This is a genomic window from Spirochaetia bacterium (assembly GCA_022482625.1).
Taxonomy (GTDB): Bacteria; Spirochaetota; Spirochaetia; order Sphaerochaetales; family Sphaerochaetaceae; genus Pleomorphochaeta.
Window position 1 is genome coordinate 1,686,625 of record JAKVOU010000001.1, and the last position, 24,902, is coordinate 1,711,526.

The window sequence follows — 24,902 nt, forward strand, 5'->3', positions numbered from 1 at the left end:
TTTGGTTAATGATAAAACATATCTCTCGGATTGGCAAGATATTTTTTCAAAGGAAGCAAGGTTTTAACATCAGCAGGCAACCGATAGCTGTCATCCTCTGAGTACCTATCAGAAAAAGCCATTTCCAGCATTTCTTCGGAAAATTTTTGGAAACTGATCTGATTTTCCTCTGTCGGTCTGCCTGACATTCCGACAGAGAAAAACCATACAAGAACAATCAACAGACCTTTTCGGTAAAGCCCTTGATGGCAGATGCATCCGAGTAAACAGAAACTTCTCCCTCATGGACAACAACCAACGAAGGTGCCTGCATTATTCCGAATTGAGAAGCAAGGTCCTTCTGGACCGTTGCATCAACAGTTTCATACTGGATGCCGGCACCATCAAGGAAACGCTTGGCTATCTTGCAATTGGGGCAAGTAGGAGTTACAAACAGAAGTGTCTGGTCTTTGCTGCCGACCATGGTAATCTGCTGTTCCTTTTTCTTCACTTCCCTTGTCTTGGGATCAAGGACACTCTGCTCGAAATTATATACTTTCCTTTCCTTGAACTCTTCAGCCTTACCGATGTTCCAGTTCTTTACAGGACGATAGTAACCGGTAATCCTGCTGTAGACTTCCGTCTCCTTACCGCACTCAGGGCATGTGTAATGCTCTCCGGCAATATACCCGTGCTCATGGCAGACGGAATAAGTCGGGCTAAGCGTGAAATATGGCAACTTGAAATTAGATGCAATCTTTCGGACCATAAGTGCCGCGTCACTCCACGAAGAAAGCTTTTCTCCCAGGAATGCATGGAATACAGTACCTGACGTATAAAGCGTATGCAACTGATCCTGTTTTTCCAGAGCTTCAAAAACATCAGATGTATACCCCACCGGCAGATTGGTGCTGTTGGTGTAGTATGGGCTGCTATCATCCTTGGAAGCAGTAATGATATCAGGAAACTGCTTCCTGTCATGGGCGGCAAGCCTGTAGGCCGTTGACTCGGCAGGAGTAGCCTCCAGGTTATAGAGATCTCCCGTTGCCTCCTGGTAATCAGACAACCTGTCCCTCATATGGTTGAGTACATTGACGGCAAAGCTCTGTCCTGCATCATCCGCAATAGTACAGCGTAGCCATTTTGCATTGAGACAAGCTTCATTCATGCCAACCAAGCCGATTGTCGAAAAATGGTTCTTGAATGTACCAAGATATCGTTTCGTATACGGATACAATCCTTCCTCAAGCAACTTTGTAATGATATTTCTTTTGGTTTTCAGTGACCGGGCAGCGATATCCATCAGATGATCAAGACGTGTATAAAATTCTTTTTCATCTTTTGAAAGATAGGCAATCCTAGGCATATTGATCGTTACTACGCCTACACTGCCAGTAGATTCCCCACTACCAAAGAATCCTCCGCTTTTCTTCCTCAACTCGCGCAGGTCCAAGCGAAGACGGCAACACATGCTACGCACATCACTGGGTTTCATGTCACTGTTGATATAATTGGAGAAATAAGGAGTACCATACTTGGCTGTCATTTCAAAAAGCAACCTGTTGTTCTCTGTATCGGACCAATCGAAATCCCTTGTTATCGAATAAGTCGGGATAGGATATTGGAAGCCTCTGCCTACGGCATCGCCTTCAATGAATACTTCAATGAAAGCCTTGTTGACCATATCCATTTCCTTCTGGCAGTCTCCATAGGTAAAATCCATCTCTTTACCACCTACGATGGCCGGAAGCTTTTTCAAATCATCAGGACAAGTCCAGTCAATGGTCACATTGGTAAAAGGTGCCTGCGTACCCCAACGGGACGGTGTATTGACTCCGAAAATAAATGATTCGATGCACTGCTTGGTTTCCTTATAGGAAAGGTCGTCTACCTTGATGAACGGAGCAAGATAGGTATCAAAGGAACTGAAAGCCTGAGCGCCAGCCCATTCGTTCTGCATGATGCCAAGAAAGTTGACCATCTGGTTGCACAACGAAGAAAGATGCGCTGCCGGCTTGCTTGTAATCTTGCCAGGTACCCCACCCAATCCTTCAGTGATCAGCTGCTTCAAAGACCAACCGGCGCAATAACCGGTAAGCATCGAAAGGTCATGGATATGGATATCGGCATTGCGATGCGCATTGCTGATCTCATCATCATAGATTTCAGAAAGCCAATAGTTGGCTGTAATGGCTCCGCTGTTGGACAGAATAAGTCCACCGACAGAATAGGTAACAGTAGAGTTTTCCTTGACACGCCAATCATTAAGATGCAGGTAATTGTCAACGATATCCTTATAATCAAGGATAGTCGACTTCATGTTCCTGATTTTCTCCCTCTGCTTACGATAGAGAATATATGCCTTGGCAACTTCAGAGTACCCAGCAAGGACCAGCACCCTTTCAACAGAATCCTGAATATTTTCGACCGCAATCAGGTCATTGGAAATCTTATTTTCAAAATCAGCCGTCACTTTGAGGGCAAGAAGGTCGATCACATTGGTGTTATAGTTTTTACCTGAAGCTTCAAACGCTTTTTCAATCGCATGAGAAATTCGTTTGATATCAAAGTCAACGACCTTACCATCTCGTTTCGTTACTTTATACATTTCTACTGTCTCCATTTATTAAGAATGTTTCTTGATATAGATGGAGTATAGCACAATATTTTTAACTACGCAAGATAAAGAGTATTTTTTTTATAGATACACTATGACTAGTGTCAAATACAATTTCACACTCCCCGAAGTTCAACAAAATCCATATAATTTTTTAATCTAATCTGGAAGTTTTCTTCTTCTTTCTTAGTAAAACCATGCAATCCTGACACTATGTTCCGCCCCTTGTCTTCGAAAGTCTGAAGAAAATAATGCTGACCTCTGCCAAGCCACAGGCCGATTGCATCAATATCTTTTTCAGTATGAAGTTCCCTCACAAGCGTTGTCCTGAATTCATGCTGGACAGTACTATGTTTCAGCAAATCGACACTTTCCAGAATCGGTTTGACGTCAAAAGATTCCAGTCCCGTTGCCTGTGCATATTTCTCAGGACTGCTTTTGATATCCATGGCAACATAATCTACGTTTCCTCCTGCAAGCAATTCTGCAAGCCGCGAAGGAATCGAACCATTGGTATCAACCTTGACCTTGAAACCTAGTTCCTTCAAATATGAACAGTATGCTCCGATATCCTGCTGGATCAGAGGCTCGCCCCCTGTGATGCAAACCCCATCAAGCAAGCCGATCCGGCTTTTCAGGAAAACATCGAGATCATCAAGATCAAGGACCGGTTGGGAAGACGGATCTTCCACCAAAGAAGCATTCTGACAAAAAGGACAACGGAAATTACAGCCCCCGGTAAAAAGCGTACAGGCCATCAATCCCGGATAGTCCAATACAGTTGCCTTGACGATTCCATGAAATTTCATTTGCATCCACCTTTTGCTACTGACAAACGGACAGCAGCCCTATCAAAAGTAACTGACTTTGCCGTGAAGAATCAATATGACCCGGTAAAAACAACCATATCAGGATATTAGAAAAATAGATGATATAATAAAATAATCAATGTTATACTTATGTATACAATTATATATAAAGTTTATTTTTACTAAAAAATAAATATTTTCATTTTTTATTACATCAGATACTTGCCAATTGCATCAATAGATAGTACCTTGTCGGAGCAACAGGCACTACCACAAGGATAAGAATATCCAGGAGATAAATCATATGGAACATGAATCAGACATAAGTTGGATCATCAATGACCACGTAGAACAAGACAACTCACGGGCAAAGGAGCTGTTTCCCCTCTCTGCCGCTAGACTAGCAAGAAGACTTCACAGCGAGATACCGGATTATAGCATGACCAGACTTGCCGCACTGCCGAATCTTTCAAGAATGCTGCAAGTAGAGGGCATATACGTCAAGGATGAAGGGCAAAGGATGGGACTAAACAGCTTCAAGGTAATGGGTGGCAGCTTTGCATTGTTCCGCTACCTGCAGCGCAAGCTGGGGCTTACAGATGATGAACTCAGTTTCAATATACTTACCAGTCCGAAAACAAAGAAAAAGCTAGGAACCATTACTTTTGCCAGTGCAACAGACGGCAATCACGGCAAAGGCATTGCATGGGCTGCAAGATTATTGGGACACCGTTGTGTCATCTATGTACACAGTCAGACCAGCCAGAACAGAATCGATGCCATCAAGCAGTACGGGGCTGAAGTAAAGGTAATTCCTGGGAACTATGACCATGCAGTCCGCACATGCGGCATTGACGCCAAGAAATATGGTTGGGAAGTAATCAGTGACACAAGCTGGAAAGGCTATACCGTCATTCCGACACAAATCATGCAGGGATACAACACCATGTTGCTGGAAGCACAGGAACAGTTCAGCGGACAGGGAATTTCACTGCCGACCCATGTCTTTATACAGGCAGGGGTAGGAGCGCTGGCCGCATCAGTCATCGGATTCTATACAGGGCTCTGTGCTCCGGAAAACAGACCTAAGTTCGTCGTTGTCGAACCAAGCCAGGCAGCCTGTATATTTGCAAGTGCGCAGGCAGATGATGGGAAACCCCATACCATAGATGGTTCTCTGTCGACCATCATGGCAGGTCTTGCCTGCGGTGAGCCAAGTCCGGTCGCTTGGGACATATTGAAACGTTATACTCATGCATTTCTTTCGGTACCTGATTATGTTGCAGCCAGAGGCATGAGGATCATGGCAGTTCCACTCAAGGGGGATCCCATGATCATCAGCGGTGAATCCGGTGCCGTCACCCTGGGAGCACTCTATCAGCTGCTCACGCTTCCCGGCAACGAACAGTTGAAGCAATACCTTGGATTGGGAAAAGACAGCAGGATACTGATCATCAATACAGAAGGCAATACAGATCCTACAAGTTTCAGACAGATTATCTGGGATGGACAAGACCCTGTGCCAAAAGAATATGTAACAAGACATTGACAACATCAATCTCTATTCTTTTCACCAAGGACATTCATTCTTTCTTCCGACATCTTACAAGAAGAAAGGATGAATTCAATTTTCAGGGCAGAAAAAATGGCGATATAGATATAAAATGGCAAGTGATATCAGGATCCCTGATACTATGCCGATACAATCGGCAAGCAAATCAAGCAGATCATAATCCCGGCCTACAAACCCCTGTATGATTTCCATGGTATATCCGAACACAGCACCCAGAAGCAAAGTCTGCAGGAAAGGACGCCAGGAAAACTGCCTTGATTTTCCATTGAAAGCAAAGAAAAGACTGAAACCAAAAGCTGCATAGGCAAAAGCATGGGCTCCCTTATCCTGCAAGGGGAAAAACTTCACCAATGATTCCCCTTCAGGATGTCGGGCAAGGCTGAGGTACATAAGTAAAAATGCCAGCAGCACTGACAATACGCGAAACATTTTGGTGATGGTCCTAGACTTCATCATAAAGGTCTCCCTGTACATATCCCCTTTCATACATCAGAGAAGCAAGATCCCGCAGGAATTTTTCCTTGTCACCGATTCCTCTGGGAGCAACCAGCCGATGCACAGGCGTTTCACACAGCATTCTCTGAACCACTATCCTAGGATCAAGATGCCTAAGCATAATGATGCAATTCTCCATGATCCTGCGCCTTGCAGGAACGGTAAGTTCTCCTTCAAGATACTCTCTATGGAATTCCGTTCCGCCGGCAATGTCAAGGTTATGGATCTTGATAGCTTCGCTTCCGACTGCATTTACCAAGGCAGCAGTCCTACGATAGTCCTCGGTATTTTCCCCAGGCAGCCCGTTGATCACATGGGTACACACCTTTATGCCCTTTGCATGCAATCTTTTGACAGCCTGAACGTAGCAATCTACATCGTGACCTCTGTGTATCCGGGACAAAGTCACATCATTGGCGCTCTGCAGGCCGACTTCCACCCAGACCTGTGCAACAATACCGCCGTAGGAAGCCAAAAGGTCAACCACCTCTTCTTCCAGGCAATCGGGACGGGTAGAAACAATGAATTCCAAGAACTGCCCGCAGGAAAGTGCAGCATCATAGATAGCCTTCAGCTCTGTTACCGGCGCATAGGTATTCGTCCAAGCCTGAAAATATAGGGAAAAACGTTCTGCACCATATCGTCTTCTGACAAAATGCATGCCACTTTCTATCTGTTGCCTCAAACTGTCAATTCGCATCGGCAAATCAAACTGCATCCTTGGTCGTACCGATGCAATTTCATTACGGAAATTTCCGGCAGCGGCCCATTTACCTTCTTCTTTTCTTTGATAAGCCGCTCTTGCACCTGTCGCATCACAGAAAAAACAGCCACCTTTTCTATCCTTATCCCTGTTCGGACAGGAAAATCCGCCATCAATACCTACTCTGTATACCTTGTAACCATAAGTCTCCTTCAGGTAGCTGCTATAGGTTCGCCAGGGTCTTTCTTTCATATCAGAGTACCGCCAGGGACAAACAAAGTCTACCACGCACCGAACAGCCAAGACCCACGACAAAATTACCAAAATCGGTATCGATACCACACCCAGCCAATACACCGAAATCCCAGATGCCAAAAGGATCTGTCAATTCTTCAGGGGCTTCCATCAAATAGGAACCTACACCTACGCTATCAATAGGGTCATAGGTATCAAACGCCCCGGCCTTGGCCTCAAGCAAAAAATACAATGGAATATCAGGTCGTAATTTCGCTTCATAGATAGCTGACAGCATGGTATAGCCACGCCTGAAAAAATATTGAGGATAGCCCGGAAAGCCTTCCAAGCCACCGATATCATAGTAGGAATCCGTCAGCTGGTAATGTTCCTGCTTGCAACCGAACTGTGCATCGAAAATCAGACGCCGTGCATTGTCGATAGGGACATCAACCGTAAACTGACCTTCATAGAACCAACCCAGTTCCTGATTCGGCAGGCTCAGACCTCCTGCCACACGGAAAAACTGTCCTTTGTCCGAAAAAAGCTTACGCACTCGGGTGTTCCATACATACCCGACGTTCACACTCGGTATGCTTATGGCTCCATCTTGCCAATCGAGATCTACGATTTCGGAAGGAAGAGCCAAGCTGCCCATCAAGGCAAGGGAATAGCCACATACAAAATCAAACCGGGAATGTGCTGCAGGCATGATATCAAATCCGGTCGAAATTCCAAAACTGGAACCAAAGGCAGGAACATAACTGTCAAGACGTGAATCTGTTGCAACAGAAAGTGAACCGGCCTTGATTATCAAATCACCAAGAAGGCTGAGTTTAGTATCCTTATAGCGACCCAATCCATAGGTAAGCCCCAGATCTGCCCGGATCGTTGAACCGAAATCAAGATATGCAATATATTCCATGGAAGAACGTACAGGCGATTCAAGTGTCAGGTTACAGGAAAATATCGAATCCATCCAACTTTTGTTGTCCTGATCAGAGGAAATACCCAATGAACCATTCATTCCCAGGCTGACTGAAGATGTCGAACGATCCCAATTGCGGATATAACATACCAACGTGCCATGGCTTTTCCCGTCTTCGATTTTTCCTGATGGTTCAAACTCGAAAGAAACCGTTGAGAAACCATTCAGGTCACGGAAGGAAAGGAGATCATCCTTCAGCGAATCTATCACAGAAGGAGTCAGTTCTTTTCCTATGTATTTGGTAAACAGCGTTTCATAAGCATAGGAACGTCTACTTCCTGCCACAAACCTAAAAGAAAGGGAATCAACTACTGGAACCGGCAATTTATCATATGGTCCTTTGGTATCCTTCCTGAACTCAAGGGCTCTTGTCTGGCTGATTTTTGCAGCCAAAGCCAAAATATCTGTTTCCCTGGCTTCTGCTGCTTTTTGTCCTATCTCCAATATCATCTGAGGATTGGAATAATCAAGAGTAGAGACTTTCTTTGCATCAGGCAGTATCAACAAATCAGCAGCCCGCTGGCTTTCTGCCCGTCCATGAAACGTAGCAAGGCTTATGGTTTGGTTGATGACCCCGGTCAAAGACGAATATGCTCCTGGTTTTCCCAGATCTTCACTTGTTACGTCAACGGCAATGATGATATCTGCTCCCCATTCCTTGGCCAAGGATACAGGAAGATTATCAACCAAGCCACCATCCATGCAGACCGTACCGTCCTTAAGGACAAAAGGAAAAAAAGCAACCGGTAATGACATGCTTGCACGCAACGCATCGACCAAGGAACCATTCTTCAACTTGACAGCTTCCCCTGTCGATACATTGGTCGCAAGGGCAGCAAAAGGCACAGGAAGGTCACTGAAATTTTTGGTCCCTTCGACTTTTACCAGTTTTGATGAAATATAATTGAGAATCTTCTGGTCACCGATGAACCCAGGATCGTCTCCCAACCCTCTGCTGCTTATGCCGAGACTGATCAGATTGTCATTTTTGCGACGGAAAAGATACGGAACAGACTGTGAGGCTCGTATCGGAGAAGAAAGTAGCAAAGATACGATATCATCCCGAGAAAAAAGCTCAGCCATCTCCTTGGGAGTGTATCCTGCAGCATACAATCCGGCAACCAAGGCACCCTGGCTTGTCCCACAGACGAAGTCAATAGGAATACCGGCATCTTCCAGTGCCTGTATGACAGGGATTTCCGCAATACCCTTTGCTCCTCCGCCAGATAATACCAAAGCGACCTTAGGATAAAGTGCGACTGCCTGATGCATGGACAACAACAATAGCAGAAATGGAAGATATTTTTTCAATCGTTACCTCAACACGGCATTCCTGATGGAAGGATTTCCATTTACAAAGGCCCTGAAGTCCATCTCCTTCTTACCTGCCAACTGCAACCTGTCAACATAAAGCAAACCGTCCCCGCAGGCAATGCCGATTCCTTTTTCCTTGTCAACCTTTACTACTGTACCAGGAATGACCTCAGGACATGGTTCTTCTTCAAAAGGAAAATGTACACCTGTAATTGCAAGTTGCTTATCGTCATAGACGGCAACAGCCTTTGGCCAAGGATAAAAAGCTCTCACTTTGCAGTGAAGCGACCATGCGGAAGCCGTCCAATCGACTGGAGCTTGTTCCTTTTCAAGCATTGCCGTATAGCTGGGTTCTCCTTGCTGAGGCCGCAAGGCTACCGGTCCTTTTTCCAAGTCCTTCAGAAAGGATACAAGCTGTCCGGCCGCAAGATCCGATACCTTTTGTGTAAGGGATTCTGTCGTTTCACTACCATCCAATCCAACCAATTGGACAGAAGCAAGGTCACCCTCGTCAACACCAAGACTCATCTGTTGGATACTGATACCAGTCTGTCTTTCACCATGCAATATGGCATATTGGATAGGAGCAGCACCCCTATATGCAGGAAGTAAGGAAGGATGAATGTTATAGCATCCCCGAGGAAACAGTGAAAGCATCTTCTTGCCAAAGATCTTGCCATAAGCAAAGCAAATCAGGACATCACAGCCGTAGGAAGCAACCTGTTCAAGGACAGCCCCTCTCAGTCTTTCAGGCTGCAGGACATCAATTCCCAGACCGACGGCCTTTTCCTTGACCGGGCTTGGAACAAGCGTATGATGCCTCCCCTGAGGTCGGTCAGGGTTAGTCAGTACGGCTGGTACGTCAAACTGCGAAGCCGCAGCCTGCAAAGACGGAACAGCTATTAAAGGTGTACCGGCAAAAAGAATCCGCATGCTCATGTTCTCCCTAATTTGACATGATTCTTCTTTTCATAACGACGGATCATCTTTTCTTTTTCAGCTTCAGGTAATCGATCGATGAAACAGATCCCATTGAGATGATCATTTTCGTGAAGAATGGCACGTGCAAACAGGCCGGAAGCCTCTACCCTGAAAGCCTGCCCTTTGACATCCTGAGCCTGCACAGTAACACTGGCAGCCCTTTCCACATCATGCCAGACCATCGGGATGGAAAGACATCCTTCTTCCATCACTACTGTTTCCGCAGAAGTCTCGATGATCTCCGGGTTTACAAAAGCCATACGGTGTCCCTGCTGGTCATTGACCACAAACAACCGCATATCTACCCCGACTTGTGGAGCTGCCAATCCGACCCCATCCGCATCTTCCATCGTTTCGAACATTGCATCAGCAAGAAGAGAAACTGAAGAATCAAACTTAGAGACACGTTTGCATTTTCTAGAGAGTATTTCATCTCCCAATTTATAAATATCCAACATAGTGCTGATTGTAGGCATAAAGTTGTCCATCGTCAATGAACAACGCCTGCAAAACCCCCTATAAATTAATCTGTACTACTGATAATGTACTGACAATTTGCCATATCGAAAAGAAAAATCAAGACAAAGCAGAAAAAGCGTGACAATATTTGTCATCTGCACCTTCCTGTTCCATCAGCCGACAGTGTACCTTAGGTACCGCAGTAATGCAAGTCGTCATCCAGCTACGGTATACGTGGCTATAGCGACATTCCCCCCTACATCATCTGCAGAGGATCCACATCGATTTCAATATACAAGCCAGAAGGCACCTTATACTGTTCCAATATCCTTTTTGTCCACAAATGCAAAAGCGATGCCTGCTTGCCCTGAAGCAACAGGTGATAACGGTAATTACCACCAAGTTTTGAAAGCAGACATTCTGTCGGTCCCAACAGTTCCAGTTCTTCCCCTGTACGTTTGTGAACTTCATCAGCCAGAATCCTTGCTACTTCCGCAAGGTCATCTATCCCCTTTTCTACAGCTCCTTCCCGCCTTCCTCTCACTACAAGATTCACTTGTCTGGAATATGGAGGGAAACCAGTCTGTTGTCGGACTGCAAGTTCCTGGCTATAGAAATCAGGGCCCTTGCCTCTCAATGCATATTGTATGGCCTTGTCCTGTGGTTTGAAGGTCTGGATGATGACCTGCCCGCTATTGGAAAAACGTCCGGCTCTGCCTGCTACCTGCGTAAGCAGCCCAAAGGTCCTCTCCTCAGCCCTGAAATCAGGAAGATTCATACCTGAATCAGCCAGCACGATGCCGACAAGTTCCACATCAGGAAAATTGAATCCTTTTGCAACCATCTGGGTGCCGAGCAGGATATCACTCTGATGCGTAGAAAAACGATGGAGTATCTGTGCAACATTACCGCGTTTCAAGGCAGCATCCGCATCAAGTCGTTCTACATGGTTGAAAGGAAACAGCCGGGAAACCTCCTGTTCCACCATTTCAGTACCGAATCCACTGTATCCTACATCCAAGGAATTGCATTGGGGACAGACAGAAATAGGTTTTGTTGAATAGCCGCAGTAATGGCAAAGCATGCGATTCCTATCCTTGTGATAGGTAAGAGCCACAGAGCAATGCGGACAGGTCATTTCATAGCCACAGCTGTTGCAATGGAAAAAATATGAATAACCCCGACGGTTCAGGAATAGTATCACCTGTTTATGCCTGTCAAGTGTCTGTTGCATTGCACTCATCAGTTTTGAGGAAATAACTCCTTTTTCGCCGAGCATATCAACTACTTCTATCTTGGGCATGCATCCTCCGCTCACACGGAATGGAAGATCAAGCCTGTGTACCTTTCCTTCCCCCATAAGTCTCCAGGCCTCAAGAGAAGGTGTTGCACTGCCCATAACCAAGGTTGCATGGCAGGAAGCACACCTCCATTGGGCTACCTGGCGAGCATGATACCGGGGCGCCTGACCGCTTTTATAGGAATTTTCATGTTCCTCATCCAAGATAACCAGCCCAAGGTTCCTGAACGGAGCAAAGATACAGCTTCTTACCCCGATAGCCAGACTGACATCGCCTCTCAATATCTTCTTCCATTCCTTCAGTCTCTGGCTGGCAGTAAGCCCCGAATGAAGGATTGCAACTTCGCCTTGGAACCGCTTTGAAACCTGAGCTATCAGTTGGTGGGTCAGAGTTATCTCAGGAACCAGATAAATGACCTGACGGCCTTCCTTGATGACCTGCTCGGCACACCTGAAGTATACTTCGCTCTTTCCTGATCCAGTCACTCCGTAGAGATAATACATGGTATCTTTTCCAGCAAGAATAGTATCAATTGCCTCCTGCTGGTAGGAAGAAAGCTGTTCTATCGGCTCTTCTGCGGCTTCCAGATCATCTGTAACCGTATCCATCCGGGAATCCTGCCTGCCGCCTGGTATCTGCAAAGCCAGGCATTCACCTACATGGCACAGATAGAATTCGGCAAGCCATCTTGCCATCTTGACCTGGTCATCGGTAAATACTTCCTCCTTGTCTATGATTCTACGGATGTCTTTGATCTCATAGTCGGCCTCAAGTGTATCCATGACAGAGATTACGTACCCAACCATCCTACGACGGCCAAACGGTACTTCAACCCTGATTCCCGTCTGCATCGCAGATTCATACTTTTCAGGCACATGGTATGAAAAAGGATCATCAAGAGGAAGGTCCATCAGTACTTTTACGTACAAAACTACCTCCTTGAAGGAATAGGAAGTTTCAGATACCTTGCAACCCGCTGCATATCATGCCAGACAGGCAACTTCCACTGTGGATTCCGCAGTACCGCAGCAGGATGATAGGTAACAAGGAAAGGAATCTTCCGATAGAGATGGAAATGACCCCGCATTGCTTTCAAAGAAAGGTCTGTCCCGGCCAAAGCTGTCCCGGCTACACGGCCTAGGCAAAGAATAAGCTGCGGCTGTACCAGTTGGATCTGCCTATCCAAATATTTTCGACAGCTGTCCATTTCCTCTGGCACCGGTCGTCTTTTCCCTGGAAAGCACTTTACCACATTGCTAATGTACACATCCCTGCGTATTTCCAGTCCAATGGCGGCAAGCCAAGTTGTCAGGGCGTCTCCGGAAGGACCGACAAACGGCCGGCCAGTCATGTTTTCCGTCATCCCAGGACCTTCGCCTATCAGCATCAAACGACACGGGGCAGGTCCTTCTCCAAATACGACCTTGTTCCTGATATCACAGAGCCGGCAATCCCGACATCCTTCCACCATCGTCCGTAGTTGCTCAAGCGAAGCATGTGCAGTAGCATCTGACGGCTCAGCTGTTTCAACAACTTTCTCTGTCGGCATTTCGGGCAATGTAAAACGGGGCAGAGGCGAAACTTGTATCTCATCAGCAAGCAAATTGCCTGAGACTACCCGTTCTGCCTCTTCCAACAGACCGTAACAAGCACCATAAGCCTTTTCAAGTTCACTCTTCTCCATTTTCCTTACCCTTTTTCCATCGCTCATCTTCTTCAAACCAAGCATATTCCTCTGGATCATAGGAAATGCGATTGAGATACAATCCACAGGCCTCTGCCGTTCTTCCGCACTGGCACCTTTCCTTGGCATGTAAAACTGCAGCAAACTGCTCCGCAGACAGACCTTTTGCTGCAAACTCCAGCTGAGTTCCGACCAAGGATCGGACCATGTGATAAAGGAAAGCATTGCCACAGATGGTATATATCAGGACATCACTGCCGAAACGATCTTTTTCAATCCGCCAATCAGAGGCATAGATATCTCTCCATTTTGACGGACAAAGGTCTCCGCTGGCAGTAAAAGTCGTAAAATCATGCGTACCAAAAATCAACCCTGCATATGACTGCAAAAGTTCCAAAGGAGGAAAATGACGGACCATCTTGACGTACCCTGCATCAAAAGGAAACATCTGGTCTGCTTCTTTGACAAAGTATTTATACTCTCTTGCCATAGCAGTGAAACGGGCATGGAATCGCCCATCTGCCTCATGGCACTCCATTACCCTGATACCATGCGGCAACTTGCTGTTCAGGATAAAAGGAAACGCCTTTGCAGGAATCGACTGGTTATCAGTATCAAAGTGAGCCACCTGGCCCAACGCGTGTACACCGCTGTCCGTTCTCCCCGATCCCTCGACTATTACCCTGTTTCCCAAGGTCTGTTCCAATATTTCCTCCAAGGCACCTTCAACCGTAGGAGCATTGTCCTGCACCTGCCATCCACTGAAACAATTTCCGTCGTACGCAACAGTCAGGACAAATCGTCTGTAATGCTCCTTCAGTGGTTTTAGCGGAGGTCTTCGCCAATCAGAACGGGACATATCAACCCTCCACCAACACAACGGCAATTGCCGAAGGATCATCATGGCTGATGGAAAGCAAAATTGACAATCCAGGATAACGTTCTGCAGTTTTTCCATACAGATGCATGCAGGGCTTGCCATCTTCCAAATTTTCAACCAGGACTTCAGAAGTCACTATACCACCCAATCCGGTTCCCAAAGCCTTTGCCAAGGCTTCTTTTGCAGCAAACCGTCCTGCCAAGAACTCAAGGCGAGCCTCACCGTGCAACTGTGCAGCTTGGGCAACTTCTTCAGGATGGAATAGCCTGGAAACCGTATATTCGGTAAGTCTGCTCATCCGTGCAATATTTACAATATCGATGCCAATTCCCTTCATGATATAGGAACCTTACCAAACTTTATGCGACAGGTATGTGTCTTGGCAGTAGCAGTTACTTCTCCTCTCTTGAATGTATCAGAATCATAGGAAAGGACCACGTCCGCCTGGGCAATACCCGGTTTATCAACATACGAAAAATCAGCGCTGGCCTTGATTTGGGAAGGATCAATGAGATAAATCAGATGTTCATCACCATGGATCCAGATATCTACATTCTTAGGAACAAGGCTTTCAGCTTGATAACCTTGAGGCAAGACAACCGTCAGGGGAATGGTCACCTCCCTGTCTTTCTGCCTTGCATAACCAATGAAAGAAACGAGGCAAATAGCAAGCAGCAGACAAGTCATCTTGACTTTCCAATTATAGGAAACGAACTGGACAAGTTTATTTTGTGACATTTTCTTCATCCTCCAGTTCATTCAGACTGCTCAGGTCATTGGAGAAAAGCTGAGGAATCAATTCCTCAATTTCCGTGGCACTGAGGTCATAGTAAAGATTTGCATCATAGGCAAGGGACAGTGCTCCGGTTTCCTCGGAAACCACCAATACAATGGCATCACTTTCTTCCGTCTGTCCCAACGCAGCACGGTGACGGGTACCGAAGTTTTTCCTGATATCCGCCTGCCCGCTAAGTGGCAGGTAACATCCAGCCGCTATGATCTTGTCATTCTGGATAATCATCGCTCCATCATGCAATGGAGTATCATGGTCAAAAACTGTCAGGATCAGGGAAGTAGAAAGATCTGCATTGAGCATAGTCCCTGAGTTAATTACTTGGGCAATTGCATCTTTACGCGGAAAGACAATCAAAGCTCCTCGTCTTTTGCTACTGAGGACGGTACAGGCATTGACGACGCTTTCAATCTGTTCAGTGGTCGAAGCCAGGGTTGCGATACGAAGCCGTGACTTACCGAACCATTCGGTCGAAAAGGACCTGCGCAACTCCGGTTGGAATACTACACACAGGAACACGACGAATGGCACCTTTAGAAAATCCATCAGTGAGATGATTTCCGGGAAATCCAAGATGTAGAAGATGATGTAGATGACAAATACAAAGAAAATCATCCGAATCATCCGCTGCATGCGGGTTTTATCCAGGGCTAAGTAAAACTGATAAAAAGCCCATGCCAGGAAAAGCACTTCTGCGGTCAATTTAAGGAAATCAATGGTAAAAATATTCAATGCCTATATGACTCCTTTTCCCAATCAGCTTCACTATCAGTGTAATTCTAATTTCAGGAATTGCCAACCCAGTTTAAAGTCCGCGAAACAGATTTTCGCCACATTGCAATACGTTCTTTCCGTATTGAATCAGACAGATTGGGCTCCCAACGTTTCGCTTCCTGCCAATGGGACTTGAGCTCATCAAGATTCTTCCAAATCCCTACAGACAGACCAGCAGCATAAGCAGCACCCAAAGCCGTTGTTTCGACTATCTTTGGCCTGATGACCGATACTCCGAGAATATTTGACTGGAATTCCATCAAAGGACGGCTGTTCGTAAGCCCGCCATCGACTTTCAGTTCCTTCATGGGAATACCGGAATCCTTTTCCATGGCCTCAAAAAGATCATAGGCCTGGTAAGCTGTAGCATTGAGAATGGCCCGGCATAGATGAGCCCGGGTAGCAAAACCAGTGAGCCCGACAATGACACCCCTGGCATCACTTCTCCAGTACGGAGCAAAAAGGCCACTGAAGGCTGGAACGATATAGACTCCTCCACAGTCATCAGGAACTGAAGCAGCCAATTCGTCCAGCTCCTTGGGACTCGAAACTATTTCAAGGTTGTCCCTGGCCCATTGGACCAGTGATCCTGCTACTGCAATGGAGCCCTCCAGCGCATAGACAGGCTTCTGATCCCCTATCTGATAGGCGACCGTAGTAAGCAAGCCGTTCTTGGATATATATGGAGTATTGCCGGTATTCACCAAAAGGAAGCAACCAGTACCATAGGTACTCTTACCTTGCCCCTCATCATAGCAGGCCTGGCCGAACAAAGCTGCCTGCTGGTCTCCAAGCGTCCCACAGACAGGAATCGAAGCCTTGAAAGGGCCATTAGGCAATGTATTCCCATAGATCTTGCCGGAAGAAGGTACGATGGTAGGCAAACTTACCCGAGGAATATTGAACAGCTTGAGCAATTCATCATCCCATTCCAATTTATTGATATCCATCAGAAGGTAACGGGAGGCATTGGTCACGTCGGTGACGATAGCCTCACCACCTGTAAGATTCCATGTCAGCCATGTATCAATTGTCCCAAAGATTGCCAATCCTCTCTCGGCAGCAGCACGAAGTCCTTTTACATTGTCTAACAGCCAGGCAATCTTGCTGGCCGCAAAATAGGGACTGAGACGAAGCCCTGATTCCTTTGCAAGCCAAGCTGGGTCTACATGGCCCTCCAGACTATTGATAAGATCCGTACCTCTGGTATCCTGCCAAACGATGGCATTGTACCAGACAGTTCCCGTAATAGGATTCCATGCAACCACTGTTTCTCTCTGGTTGGTAATCCCGATTCCGCTTATCTGGTCCCCGGAAATTCCTGCCTTCTGCAACGTGGCCCTGATACATTGGCTTGTATTCTCCCAGATTTCCCATGGATCATGTTCAACCCAGCCAGGTTTTGGATAAATCTGCTTATGTTCTATCTGGTGAGAAGCAACGATATTGCCATCTTCATCAAAAAGTATGAAACGTGAGGATGTAGTACCCTGATCAATTGAACCTATATAAGACATACTGAATTCCTTCTTTTTTGCTTTGGTGGTTATTATACGACAAGTCACAGACAAATGCAAAAAGAAAATTAAACAGTTAATGACTACTGATGGTTTTGAAGCTATCTTTGTTGGTGCAGGTGCTGGACTTCCTAAGTTCTTAGGTATTCCAGGAGAAAACTACGTTGGTGTTTTCTCTGCAAATGAATATCTCACTCGTAGTAACTTAATGAAAGCCTATGAAACCCATAAGGCTTTGACTCCTGAATGGAGAAGTGAAAGAGTTGCTATCTTTGGTGGTGGTAATGTTGCCATGGATTCAGCTCGTACTGCTTTGCGTCTTGGTGCAAAAGAAGTTACTATCGTTTACAGACGATCAGAATCAGAACTTCCAGCACGAAAAGAAGAAGTTGCTCATGCGAAGGAAGAGGGTGTTAAGTTTATGCTTCTCCATCAACCAAAAGCTATTGTTGCCGATGAAAAGGGTAAAGTAACAGGCGTTAATGTGATTACCTGTGAATTAGGCGAACCTGATGCTTCTGGAAGAAGAAGACCTGTAGAGATGGAAGGTACTGAAAAGGTTGTTCCTTTTGATACCGTTGTTGTTGCTATTGGTAACACCAGTAACCCACTCATTAAGCTTACAACAAAGGGTATTGATACCAATAAACGTGGTAACTTTATTGTCAATGAAGAAACTTGTGAGACATCAATTCCTGGTGTATATGCAGGTGGTGATATTGTTCTTGGTGCTGCGACCGTTATTCTTGCTATGGGGCAAGGTCGTAAGGCTGCAAAGTCAATGAACGAATATTTGTCAAAATAGTATCGCTGTGACATTTTTGTCCATTGATATACCATATATGACACCTCGTGCTTTTTTATAGTGCGGGGTGTTTCTTTCTACTTGTCATTCGCTTTTTCTTTTAGGCTCTGTTTTCCGAGTGTATTGTAGGGCTAGCCAACAGTGGGAAAAGGCAAGGGAGGCTTGTGAAATATCCCCCAATAGGTTGAACATGTTCCGATTGTCCGCATCTTGTCCAGCAATACGGTTTTCAGGTCCAGACGATTCAATCCGGGGTTCTCGACCTCGAAGCCATTCCAGGCAAGATAGTTGTCAAGATATTTCGTGGAAACACCCCTGAATCCAGCCAGCAACCCCCGAAGACGGCTATGCAGGCTGTTGACCTTCTGCAAGTTGTATCGCCCTCGTACCGGGCATCCCTGTATGCCCGCCTTCAGCTGTACCACCGGCAGGCCATCCGAGGCGCAGAATTCCCGGCTTGCCCGGCTCTTGTCGGTCACCATCACCACGTCATCGCCCAGGTGCGAGGCCAGGACAAAGGAAAGGTAGCGGGGTTGCACCATCCCCCTGCCGGCAGCCTTCGCCAGGGTCTTCCCCTGCTCGTCGATGGCGCACGGCACGCAGACCTTCTGGTTGCTCAAGCCCCTCGTATGGGTCGCTTTCCCTCTCTCATGACGATGGCCCGTCACCCTATGGGTCTTGTATGCCGGGCTCCGATGCCGCTTTCCCCTAATTCCCAAGTTGTTTTCCGCATCGCAGTTGCCTTTGTAGTTGTCCTGGATGTACGTCTCGTCTTCCTGTACCCGGCCGCTGAGCAAGTTCCCCGTGGATCCCGTCGCCAGTGCATCGAGGATCTTGTGCCGCCAGAAGAACGAGGTGCTCAGCGCTATGCCGCACTTGCGTGCGGCCTCCCGCAAGGGAAGCCTCAGGGCGAATGCCTCCAGATAGGCCTCCCAGGTTTCCTTGCCGTGCTTGCTCTTGTATCGCACAGAACCGGTGGTCGCCCCGAACGTACGCCCGCAATCCCCGCAGAGATACCGCTGCCTGCCCCTGACGAAGCCGTTGCGACGGACATGGACACCGGAGCAGTGGGGACAACGCGGCATGTCCTCGTGACTGTCCCGATGCTTGTCGGGAGCATCCGTTGCCAGTTCGGCCAATGCAATGACCCTCTGGCGGTCCTGTTCCGACAGATTCCCGAGCATTTCCGCCAATGTTTCAAGGCTGATGGTTTCTTTGTTTTTACCTAACATATGTTGAGTATATTACAAAAAGACGGTCGCTTCAAGCGCTTAGCAATACACTTGGAAAACAGAGCCTTCTTTTATTAAGGTATTCATAATATAAAAAGAGGTGTTATGATGGAAATGTCCGCATTTGGTACGAAATTAACCAGTCAATCAGGAATATTACAATTGATGGATGATCTTGGTAAAAAGGGAGCTGAGGGGCTCACCATGTATGGTCTTGGTGGAGGAAACCCTGCTCGTATTCCAGAAGTGGAAGCGATGTACCGAAAAGAAATGGAAACACTCCTCCATGATGGTGATTCTTTTGAAAAGGCTATTGCTCATTATGATGCACCTCAAGGTCGCATGAATTTTGTGCATTCGATTGCTACTTCGTTATCCAAAGAATATGGGTGGAATCTCGGCGAAGAAAATGTGGCTATTACCAATGGTAGTCAAAGTGCCATGTTTTATTTGTTCAATCTTTTATCTGGCACCTTTACGACAGAGGAAGGAAAAGCCTACAAAAGAACCATTCTTTTTCCTCTGATGCCAGAGTACGTTGGGTATGCCGATCAAGGCATAGAGAGCGATACGTTTGTCAGTGTACCTTCTCTGTGTACCTATTTTGATAATCACACCTTCAAATATCAAATTGATTTTGAGAAGGTTGCACAATATCTCGATAATCATAGTCAGGTTGGTGTAGATGGAATGGTTGGTGCTCTGTGTATTAGTCGACCGACAAACCCTAGTGGTAATGTATTAACCGATGAAGAAGTGATGACGTTATCTTCTCTAGCTCAAGCACACCATATACCGCTTATTATTGATAGTGCATATGGTCTTCCTTTTCCTCGTATTGTTTTTACTGAAAATGCAACTCCTTTTTGGAATGAAAATATTATTTTATCCATGAGTTTGAGCAAAATAGGGCTTCCTGCAATACGAACTGGCATTGTTGTTGCACAACCAGAAATGGTGCAGGCTCTCTCAAATATTAACGCTATTGCAGCCTTAGCTTCAGGTTCAATGGGGCAGGTCCTTGCTGGTCCTTTATTTGATGATGGCACGCTTATTCGTTTTGCTCATAGGTATGTGCAACCATTTTATAAGAAGAAATCAGCACAAGCTCAGCAGTATATACAACAAGCGTTTGAGGGGAAACCGTATTGGTATCACGTGAGTGAAGGGGCTATTTTTCTTTGGCTTTATTTGCCAAACCTTACTATTCCAACAATCCAATTTTATCAAAAATTGAAAGAGAAAGGCGTTATTACCGTGCCCGGAGAATATTCCTTTTTTGGTCATGAAGATCAAAAAAAGGGGTTGCATTATCCTCATCCTCATTATGATAAGTGTTTGAGACTTAACTATAGCGGCGACGATGAATGTGTGAGAAAGGGTATAGAGATTATCAGTACTACCTATGATGCATATCGCAGGTAAGTCTTCCGAGGAGAAAGAATCAGTATTTGTGTTCCTTTCTCCTCTGATTTTTTTGTTTAGAAGCTGAGTTTTATCTTTGTATACAGCATGCTATTATCATCAAATTGTCCATAAGTTCCGGAGTCTCCCAAAAAGATGTTGCAACCTGCCATGACTGTTATATCATCAGAAAGACTATAGGTAACTTTTGGACGAATCAATGCATTTATTTCATCAAATTCGATATATGTGAAGATTTCAAAGAGTATCGTATTGTCATAGAACTCTTTATTTGCCATCAGTGTTATGGTATTTTGCCATTGATCTACTGAAGTGTTATCTTCATAATCAAGGTACACTTTTTCAATGAATTGCGCACTGAGATTCCAGCTATTGACGGTAGTGTCAATTCCCACCATATAATGGAGATAATCCATTTCAAGGGTCGCATTGACATATTTTCCTGTGTTCCATGCTCCTTCTCCACGGATGATATAATGATGTACTGTGGTGCTAAAACTGCCTCCAATAATGCCCATTCGGTGATGGGTAAAGTCACCATCTGTTGTTATAGTTGGTTCATCATCCCACATAGAGCCACTCATAATGTCAAAATCGATGGTTGAAGAGTACAGCGAATATTTTCCAAAGATTTCACTATTTTCAAGGGATGCATCAATGTCCTCCGTACTGTCGCCAAAATCTATTCCGTTCACATTCCAAATTGAATCTGCTTCAGGCATGGTATTGGGCGTAAAGAGAGGAATCCATACCAGTTCGTACGTTGCATCATTTCTATAGTAATCGACTTTGACGGCGGTAACTCCTAATCTGATTTCATCGAAATCAGGAAGAAGAAATTCGCTGAGATTTTTAGGTGATACGACGTCGGTGATAAAGACTCCATCAGCTTTCCCATAGATGATTTGCTGTTTACCAATTCGTACATCGACATCTTGAGAATACATATCAATATAGGCTTCTGTGAGCCCTACACTCAGGTCTGTATCAAAATCATAGGTGAGTGAAGGAGAGAGATGGACTGCTGAGTTATCACCATAATAGTCTAACGTGAGGTCAAAGGTATTTTGCAGTATGGAATAGTCAAAATCTTGGGTAGGTAAGACTCCCATATAATTTTGGAGACTTCCATGGATAGAAAGATCTGAAGCATATAACTGAGAAGCTATAAGCATAAGAGAGGTACATAAAAGGGTTTTTCTTTTCATTATCGTATTCCTTTTGTCATGGTTCTCACCGAAAAATCTGAGTCTTTGATGCCTGAATTGAGGACAAAGTTATTTAGTTCCATCAGTGTTATATGGTCTTTTTGGACATTTTCCATTTTTAAGCTGGTTATCATCCAATACCCTTCGATATTTTCATAATCGGTCACCGTCAGGGTTTTGAGCAGAGCTCCATCTTGATCATAAAAGTCCTTTTTTAATCCCATCCAGTATGCATCTGAAACCCACGTGATTGTTTTTCCATACATATCATCTTTTTCGATGGGGATACTTTCTACTTTGATGCAATGGACACCGTTGATGGTCTCTTCTCCGATAATGGTGTGAGTATCTTCACTGGGGAGTCTTTCCCCCATATCGTCATAGGTGAAATCAGAGCCCATGAAGTAGTCACTACTCTTTCCACTGGCAATCCGTTTGACTTTTTTTAAAGCAGGAAGATAAATCCACTGGCTGTCCTCTTTTTCATTATCATTACTAAAGCTCATAAACGACGTGTTTCTTACATCGGCGGGTGCCGTAAAAAACATAATCTTTTTGGTTTCTTCTCCATCATCTTTGATGTATTGTTGAATTTCTCTCACTCTTTGGTCTCCTCGAGAGTTTTCGAGAGTCATGATGAGTTCTGCCTTTTGATCCTCCGGTGTTGGTCTTTCATAGACATTATCAATGACTTGTTGTGCACTGTAGTCTCTGTGAGCGAAAAGAATGGAAGAGGAGAGGAAAAGAAAGAGAGAAAATACGATGAAAGAGCGAATTGTTGTGTGTTTATTCATGTGAAATCTCCTTGTGAATAAATATGTGAGATTGAACCAAAATGTATGCCATAATGGTTAAGGTTCCGATAAAGCTGGTGAACATGTTGAGTGATACAAGAAAACCAAGTGTTCTATTTGGGGGAAAGGATGAGAACATGAGCACCATAAATCCTGCAATAACGACAAGTGCATTGAAAAGTATTGCCGTCCCAGAATGCTTGATTGCCATGATCATTGCCTTTTGGGGGTCATTTGTTTCGCGGGCATATATTTTATACATCTCAAGATAATGAATGGCATAATCGACGCCCATCCCGATTGCAATACTGGAAAGAAGTGCGGTTGTGGTATCAAGGGGAATATTGAAGAGCCCCATAAGTCCAAAACTGATGCAGACGGTAATAAAGCTTGGAATGACGCCAATCAATCCTATTATCACGTTTTTAAACATGAGCGAAATGAGAAGAATGACGATGGCAAGAGAAATAAAAATACTATAAATCTGTCCTTTCAGAATTAAATCGGTAAAGACAAGAGAGCGATATCCTGAACCGGCATATTTCATATGGATGCCCAGTTCTTCAAATTGAGGTTGGTATTTTTCGATAATATCAATGGCCGATTGTATAGCCAAAGAGCTATCATTCTTGAGTTGGAATGTCATGTTTGCCTTTTGATACGGATAATCAACAACCTTCAAAAGATTATCGGGGTCGCCAGACATTTCATATAAGAGTAGGTATTGCGCCACCAGTTCCTGTGAATCAGGAATGACATTATATGCCATGTTGTCAGCATGCATGACCATATTCATCCTTTTGAGATAATCGACAATGGAGAAGGAATTACCAACAACTGGAAGAGCATGCTCAACGTCATTTTGTAACTCATCCATCAGCATGAGCACGCGAGGATTTTTAAACGTATCTTCTTCATTTGCATCGAAGATAACATTCATTGTTGACGTCCCTCCGAAATGGTCATTGATAAAGGTATCTGCAATGGCGATGTTACTCGTTTGTTCAAACTGGGAGAGAAAACTTGAATCAATCCAAATTTTTGAAGTTCCCCAAAGTGAGACGATAACAAGGGTGACGGTCATCATCATGGTGAAGGTGGCATGGTTGAGTATCCAGAGGGTAAATTTTTCGCTGAAAGAGGAGTTGTGCAACAATGTCTTATTTTTTTTGGGTCTTTTCCATCGCGGAAGTCCAAAGAGGGTGATTCCGGCAGGAATGAGACTGAGTGATAAACACATGGCTACTAAAACACCAAAGGCTGCAAATAATCCAAAATATTTCACTGGATATACTTCTGATGTAAGAAGTGATAAGAAACCGATAGCCGTTGTTACCGAGGTCATGATGACCGGTTTCCACATGAGCTGAAGCATATCTAAAATACAGGTTTTGTCATTTGCTTCTGGGTGGTTTTCTTTAAAATGTCTGAGATGGCTGAAAAGATGAATACCATCTGCGACACCGATGGCAATGAGCATAACGGGAAGCATTGTTGATACCGCGTAAATGGGAATATTGAGTGCAGACATGAGCCCAAATGACCACAGAACACTGCATAAAACAACAAATAATGTGAGAATCATTGCCATGAAACTTTGCATCACTAAAAGGAGTACCAGTACAATAGTGATAATCACCAGAGGGACCATTTTTGCCATATCTGAAGAGGCAAGAGAGGCAAGGGATCCTTCAACAATGGGTCTGCCTGCGACATAGATTTTTTCTGGTCCTTCATAGGATTGTGCGAGATCTAATATGCGCTGGTAGAACGCTTGAGAAAATGAGTCATCATGGATTGTTGCAATAATGAGGGTTACTTTTTCATCTGCAGATACAATTCGATGAAAGACCATCTCATTCTTTTCAACGGCTTCTTGTACGGCTTTAAGCTGTTTCTCTGTTGATGGTACGTGGGTGAAAAAAGGTTCAACTTCAAGCCCGTAGTCAGAACCCGTAATATTATCTGCGGTCGAGAGGGAGGTGATATCAGTGGCATCAATTTCCTTCATCTCCTGCAGTTTTTGGGTGATTTCTTTGACCTTTTCTAACGTTTCAGTCTGGTAGATGCCTTGAGGATTTTCCACCGCAATAATAATACCATCATGGATGGAGAACCATTCTTCTGCTTGATTGCTGTAGATAAAGGCTGGGTTATTCTGCGGCATATACTTGTCTAAATTGGTTTCAATATGGGTATTGGTTTTGAGAGGATAGATAAATCCTAGAGAAATGAGAAGTATTGCTATGAGAACGATAGCGGGATGACTCCTTAAAGTTTTAAGTAACCGATACATACCTGCTCCTTTGTTGGTTAGTTATTAATAACTAACCTTGT

At 45.0% G+C, this 24,902-nt stretch carries 20 protein-coding genes and 1 pseudogene; 3 read left to right on the forward strand and 18 right to left on the reverse strand.

Going from position 1 to position 24,902, the window contains the following annotated elements; genetic code table 11:
- Nucleotides 1-217 precede the first annotated feature (217 nt).
- Both LKE40_07705 and LKE40_07710 read right to left on the reverse strand, forming a co-directional pair.
- On the reverse strand, nucleotides 218-2,587 hold the full coding sequence (locus tag LKE40_07705; GenBank protein MCH3917332.1) for a ribonucleoside triphosphate reductase: 2,370 nt from the start codon (nucleotides 2,585-2,587) through the stop codon (nucleotides 218-220).
- A 125-nt stretch (nucleotides 2,588-2,712) separates the two neighbouring features.
- Nucleotides 2,713-3,405 (reverse strand): anaerobic ribonucleoside-triphosphate reductase activating protein, encoded by a 693-nt coding sequence (locus LKE40_07710; GenBank protein MCH3917333.1) that lies wholly within the window; start codon nucleotides 3,403-3,405, stop codon nucleotides 2,713-2,715.
- Between the two features lie 304 nt (nucleotides 3,406-3,709).
- Between LKE40_07710 and LKE40_07715 the strand changes: the two genes are divergently transcribed.
- The gene (locus LKE40_07715) at nucleotides 3,710-4,954 is read left to right on the forward strand and encodes a diaminopropionate ammonia-lyase (GenBank protein ID MCH3917334.1); all 1,245 of its coding nucleotides are present in this window, start codon (nucleotides 3,710-3,712) and stop codon (nucleotides 4,952-4,954) included.
- Between the two features lie 75 nt (nucleotides 4,955-5,029).
- Here the strand turns inward: LKE40_07715 and LKE40_07720 are convergent, their stop codons facing one another.
- From LKE40_07720 to glpK, 12 genes are all read right to left on the reverse strand, one after another.
- Nucleotides 5,030-5,434, reverse strand: coding sequence for a VanZ family protein (locus LKE40_07720; protein ID MCH3917335.1), 405 nt, complete (start codon nucleotides 5,432-5,434; stop codon nucleotides 5,030-5,032).
- Complete coding sequence (locus tag LKE40_07725) at nucleotides 5,421-6,428, reverse strand: TIGR01212 family radical SAM protein (GenBank protein MCH3917336.1); 1,008 nt, start codon at nucleotides 6,426-6,428, stop codon at nucleotides 5,421-5,423. The genes LKE40_07720 and LKE40_07725 overlap by 14 nt, the downstream gene beginning before the upstream one ends.
- A 1-nt stretch (nucleotide 6,429) precedes the next feature.
- Entirely contained in the window at nucleotides 6,430-8,670 is a 2,241-nt protein-coding gene (locus LKE40_07730; protein ID MCH3917337.1) for a patatin-like phospholipase family protein, read from the reverse strand.
- Nucleotides 8,671-8,712: 42 nt separating this feature from the next.
- Nucleotides 8,713-9,645, reverse strand: a complete 933-nt coding sequence (fmt, locus tag LKE40_07735; GenBank protein ID MCH3917338.1) for a methionyl-tRNA formyltransferase — start codon at nucleotides 9,643-9,645, stop codon at nucleotides 8,713-8,715.
- Between the two features lie 2 nt (nucleotides 9,646-9,647).
- Nucleotides 9,648-10,169, reverse strand: a complete 522-nt coding sequence (gene def, locus LKE40_07740) for a peptide deformylase (GenBank protein MCH3917339.1) — start codon at nucleotides 10,167-10,169, stop codon at nucleotides 9,648-9,650.
- Between the two features lie 239 nt (nucleotides 10,170-10,408).
- On the reverse strand, nucleotides 10,409-12,364 hold the full coding sequence (gene priA, locus LKE40_07745; protein MCH3917340.1) for a primosomal protein N': 1,956 nt from the start codon (nucleotides 12,362-12,364) through the stop codon (nucleotides 10,409-10,411).
- Nucleotides 12,365-12,384: 20 nt separating this feature from the next.
- On the reverse strand, nucleotides 12,385-13,164 hold the full coding sequence (locus LKE40_07750; GenBank protein ID MCH3917341.1) for a uracil-DNA glycosylase: 780 nt from the start codon (nucleotides 13,162-13,164) through the stop codon (nucleotides 12,385-12,387).
- Complete coding sequence (gene truA / locus LKE40_07755; GenBank protein ID MCH3917342.1) at nucleotides 13,124-13,996, reverse strand: tRNA pseudouridine(38-40) synthase TruA; 873 nt, start codon at nucleotides 13,994-13,996, stop codon at nucleotides 13,124-13,126. Before truA ends, LKE40_07750 begins: the two co-directional genes overlap by 41 nt.
- A 1-nt stretch (nucleotide 13,997) precedes the next feature.
- Complete coding sequence (gene acpS, locus LKE40_07760; GenBank protein ID MCH3917343.1) at nucleotides 13,998-14,354, reverse strand: holo-ACP synthase; 357 nt, start codon at nucleotides 14,352-14,354, stop codon at nucleotides 13,998-14,000.
- Nucleotides 14,351-14,755 (reverse strand): hypothetical protein, encoded by a 405-nt coding sequence (locus LKE40_07765; protein MCH3917344.1) that lies wholly within the window; start codon nucleotides 14,753-14,755, stop codon nucleotides 14,351-14,353. The genes acpS and LKE40_07765 overlap by 4 nt, the downstream gene beginning before the upstream one ends.
- Complete coding sequence (gene cdaA / locus LKE40_07770) at nucleotides 14,742-15,542, reverse strand: diadenylate cyclase CdaA (GenBank protein ID MCH3917345.1); 801 nt, start codon at nucleotides 15,540-15,542, stop codon at nucleotides 14,742-14,744. The genes LKE40_07765 and cdaA overlap by 14 nt, the downstream gene beginning before the upstream one ends.
- 53 nt (nucleotides 15,543-15,595) lie before the next feature.
- A complete protein-coding gene (gene glpK / locus LKE40_07775) occupies nucleotides 15,596-17,101 on the reverse strand; it encodes a glycerol kinase GlpK (protein ID MCH3917346.1) in 1,506 nt (501 codons plus the stop codon).
- Between the two features lie 61 nt (nucleotides 17,102-17,162).
- Here glpK and LKE40_07780 point away from each other — a divergent pair.
- Nucleotides 17,163-17,906, forward strand: a pseudogene (locus tag LKE40_07780) (FAD-dependent oxidoreductase).
- Between the two features lie 131 nt (nucleotides 17,907-18,037).
- Here the strand turns inward: LKE40_07780 and LKE40_07785 are convergent.
- Entirely contained in the window at nucleotides 18,038-18,991 is a 954-nt protein-coding gene (locus LKE40_07785; GenBank protein ID MCH3917347.1) for an IS1595 family transposase, read from the reverse strand.
- A gap of 255 nt (nucleotides 18,992-19,246) precedes the next feature.
- Between LKE40_07785 and LKE40_07790 the strand changes: the two genes are divergently transcribed.
- A complete protein-coding gene (locus tag LKE40_07790; GenBank protein MCH3917348.1) occupies nucleotides 19,247-20,563 on the forward strand; it encodes a valine--pyruvate transaminase in 1,317 nt (438 codons plus the stop codon).
- A gap of 56 nt (nucleotides 20,564-20,619) precedes the next feature.
- On the opposite strand, the gene LKE40_07795 is transcribed toward LKE40_07790, so the two are convergent.
- The 3 genes from LKE40_07795 to LKE40_07805 are packed head-to-tail and all read right to left on the reverse strand — an operon-like array spanning nucleotide 20,620 to nucleotide 24,861.
- Complete coding sequence (locus LKE40_07795) at nucleotides 20,620-21,771, reverse strand: hypothetical protein (GenBank protein ID MCH3917349.1); 1,152 nt, start codon at nucleotides 21,769-21,771, stop codon at nucleotides 20,620-20,622.
- Entirely contained in the window at nucleotides 21,771-22,565 is a 795-nt protein-coding gene (locus LKE40_07800) for an outer membrane lipoprotein-sorting protein (GenBank protein ID MCH3917350.1), read from the reverse strand. The genes LKE40_07795 and LKE40_07800 overlap by 1 nt, the downstream gene beginning before the upstream one ends.
- A complete protein-coding gene (locus LKE40_07805; GenBank protein ID MCH3917351.1) occupies nucleotides 22,558-24,861 on the reverse strand; it encodes an MMPL family transporter in 2,304 nt (767 codons plus the stop codon). The genes LKE40_07800 and LKE40_07805 overlap by 8 nt, the downstream gene beginning before the upstream one ends.
- Nucleotides 24,862-24,902 lie beyond the last annotated feature (41 nt).

What these genes read in the sequence shown, in the direction of transcription:
- LKE40_07705 (MCH3917332.1), bottom strand. Translation starts at nt 2,587, where the DNA reads ATGTATAAAGTAACGAAACGAGATGGTAAGGTCGTTGACTTTGATATC.
- LKE40_07710 (MCH3917333.1), bottom strand. Translation starts at nt 3,405, where the DNA reads ATGAAATTTCATGGAATCGTCAAGGCAACTGTATTGGACTATCCGGGA.
- LKE40_07715 (MCH3917334.1), top strand. Translation starts at nt 3,710, where the DNA reads ATGGAACATGAATCAGACATAAGTTGGATCATCAATGACCACGTAGAA.
- LKE40_07720 (MCH3917335.1), bottom strand. Translation starts at nt 5,434, where the DNA reads ATGATGAAGTCTAGGACCATCACCAAAATGTTTCGCGTATTGTCAGTG.
- LKE40_07725 (MCH3917336.1), bottom strand. Translation starts at nt 6,428, where the DNA reads ATGAAAGAAAGACCCTGGCGAACCTATAGCAGCTACCTGAAGGAGACT.
- LKE40_07730 (MCH3917337.1), bottom strand. Translation starts at nt 8,670, where the DNA reads ATGCATCAGGCAGTCGCACTTTATCCTAAGGTCGCTTTGGTATTATCT.
- fmt (MCH3917338.1), bottom strand. Translation starts at nt 9,645, where the DNA reads ATGCGGATTCTTTTTGCCGGTACACCTTTAATAGCTGTTCCGTCTTTG.
- def (MCH3917339.1), bottom strand. Translation starts at nt 10,169, where the DNA reads ATGCCTACAATCAGCACTATGTTGGATATTTATAAATTGGGAGATGAA.
- priA (MCH3917340.1), bottom strand. Translation starts at nt 12,364, where the DNA reads ATGGACCTTCCTCTTGATGATCCTTTTTCATACCATGTGCCTGAAAAG.
- LKE40_07750 (MCH3917341.1), bottom strand. Translation starts at nt 13,164, where the DNA reads ATGAGCGATGGAAAAAGGGTAAGGAAAATGGAGAAGAGTGAACTTGAA.
- truA (MCH3917342.1), bottom strand. Translation starts at nt 13,996, where the DNA reads ATGTCCCGTTCTGATTGGCGAAGACCTCCGCTAAAACCACTGAAGGAG.
- acpS (MCH3917343.1), bottom strand. Translation starts at nt 14,354, where the DNA reads ATGAAGGGAATTGGCATCGATATTGTAAATATTGCACGGATGAGCAGA.
- LKE40_07765 (MCH3917344.1), bottom strand. Translation starts at nt 14,755, where the DNA reads ATGTCACAAAATAAACTTGTCCAGTTCGTTTCCTATAATTGGAAAGTC.
- glpK (MCH3917346.1), bottom strand. Translation starts at nt 17,101, where the DNA reads ATGTCTTATATAGGTTCAATTGATCAGGGTACTACATCCTCACGTTTC.
- LKE40_07785 (MCH3917347.1), bottom strand. Translation starts at nt 18,991, where the DNA reads ATGCCGCGTTGTCCCCACTGCTCCGGTGTCCATGTCCGTCGCAACGGC.
- LKE40_07790 (MCH3917348.1), top strand. Translation starts at nt 19,247, where the DNA reads ATGGAAATGTCCGCATTTGGTACGAAATTAACCAGTCAATCAGGAATA.
- LKE40_07795 (MCH3917349.1), bottom strand. Translation starts at nt 21,771, where the DNA reads ATGAAAAGAAAAACCCTTTTATGTACCTCTCTTATGCTTATAGCTTCT.
- LKE40_07800 (MCH3917350.1), bottom strand. Translation starts at nt 22,565, where the DNA reads ATGAATAAACACACAACAATTCGCTCTTTCATCGTATTTTCTCTCTTT.
- LKE40_07805 (MCH3917351.1), bottom strand. Translation starts at nt 24,861, where the DNA reads ATGTATCGGTTACTTAAAACTTTAAGGAGTCATCCCGCTATCGTTCTC.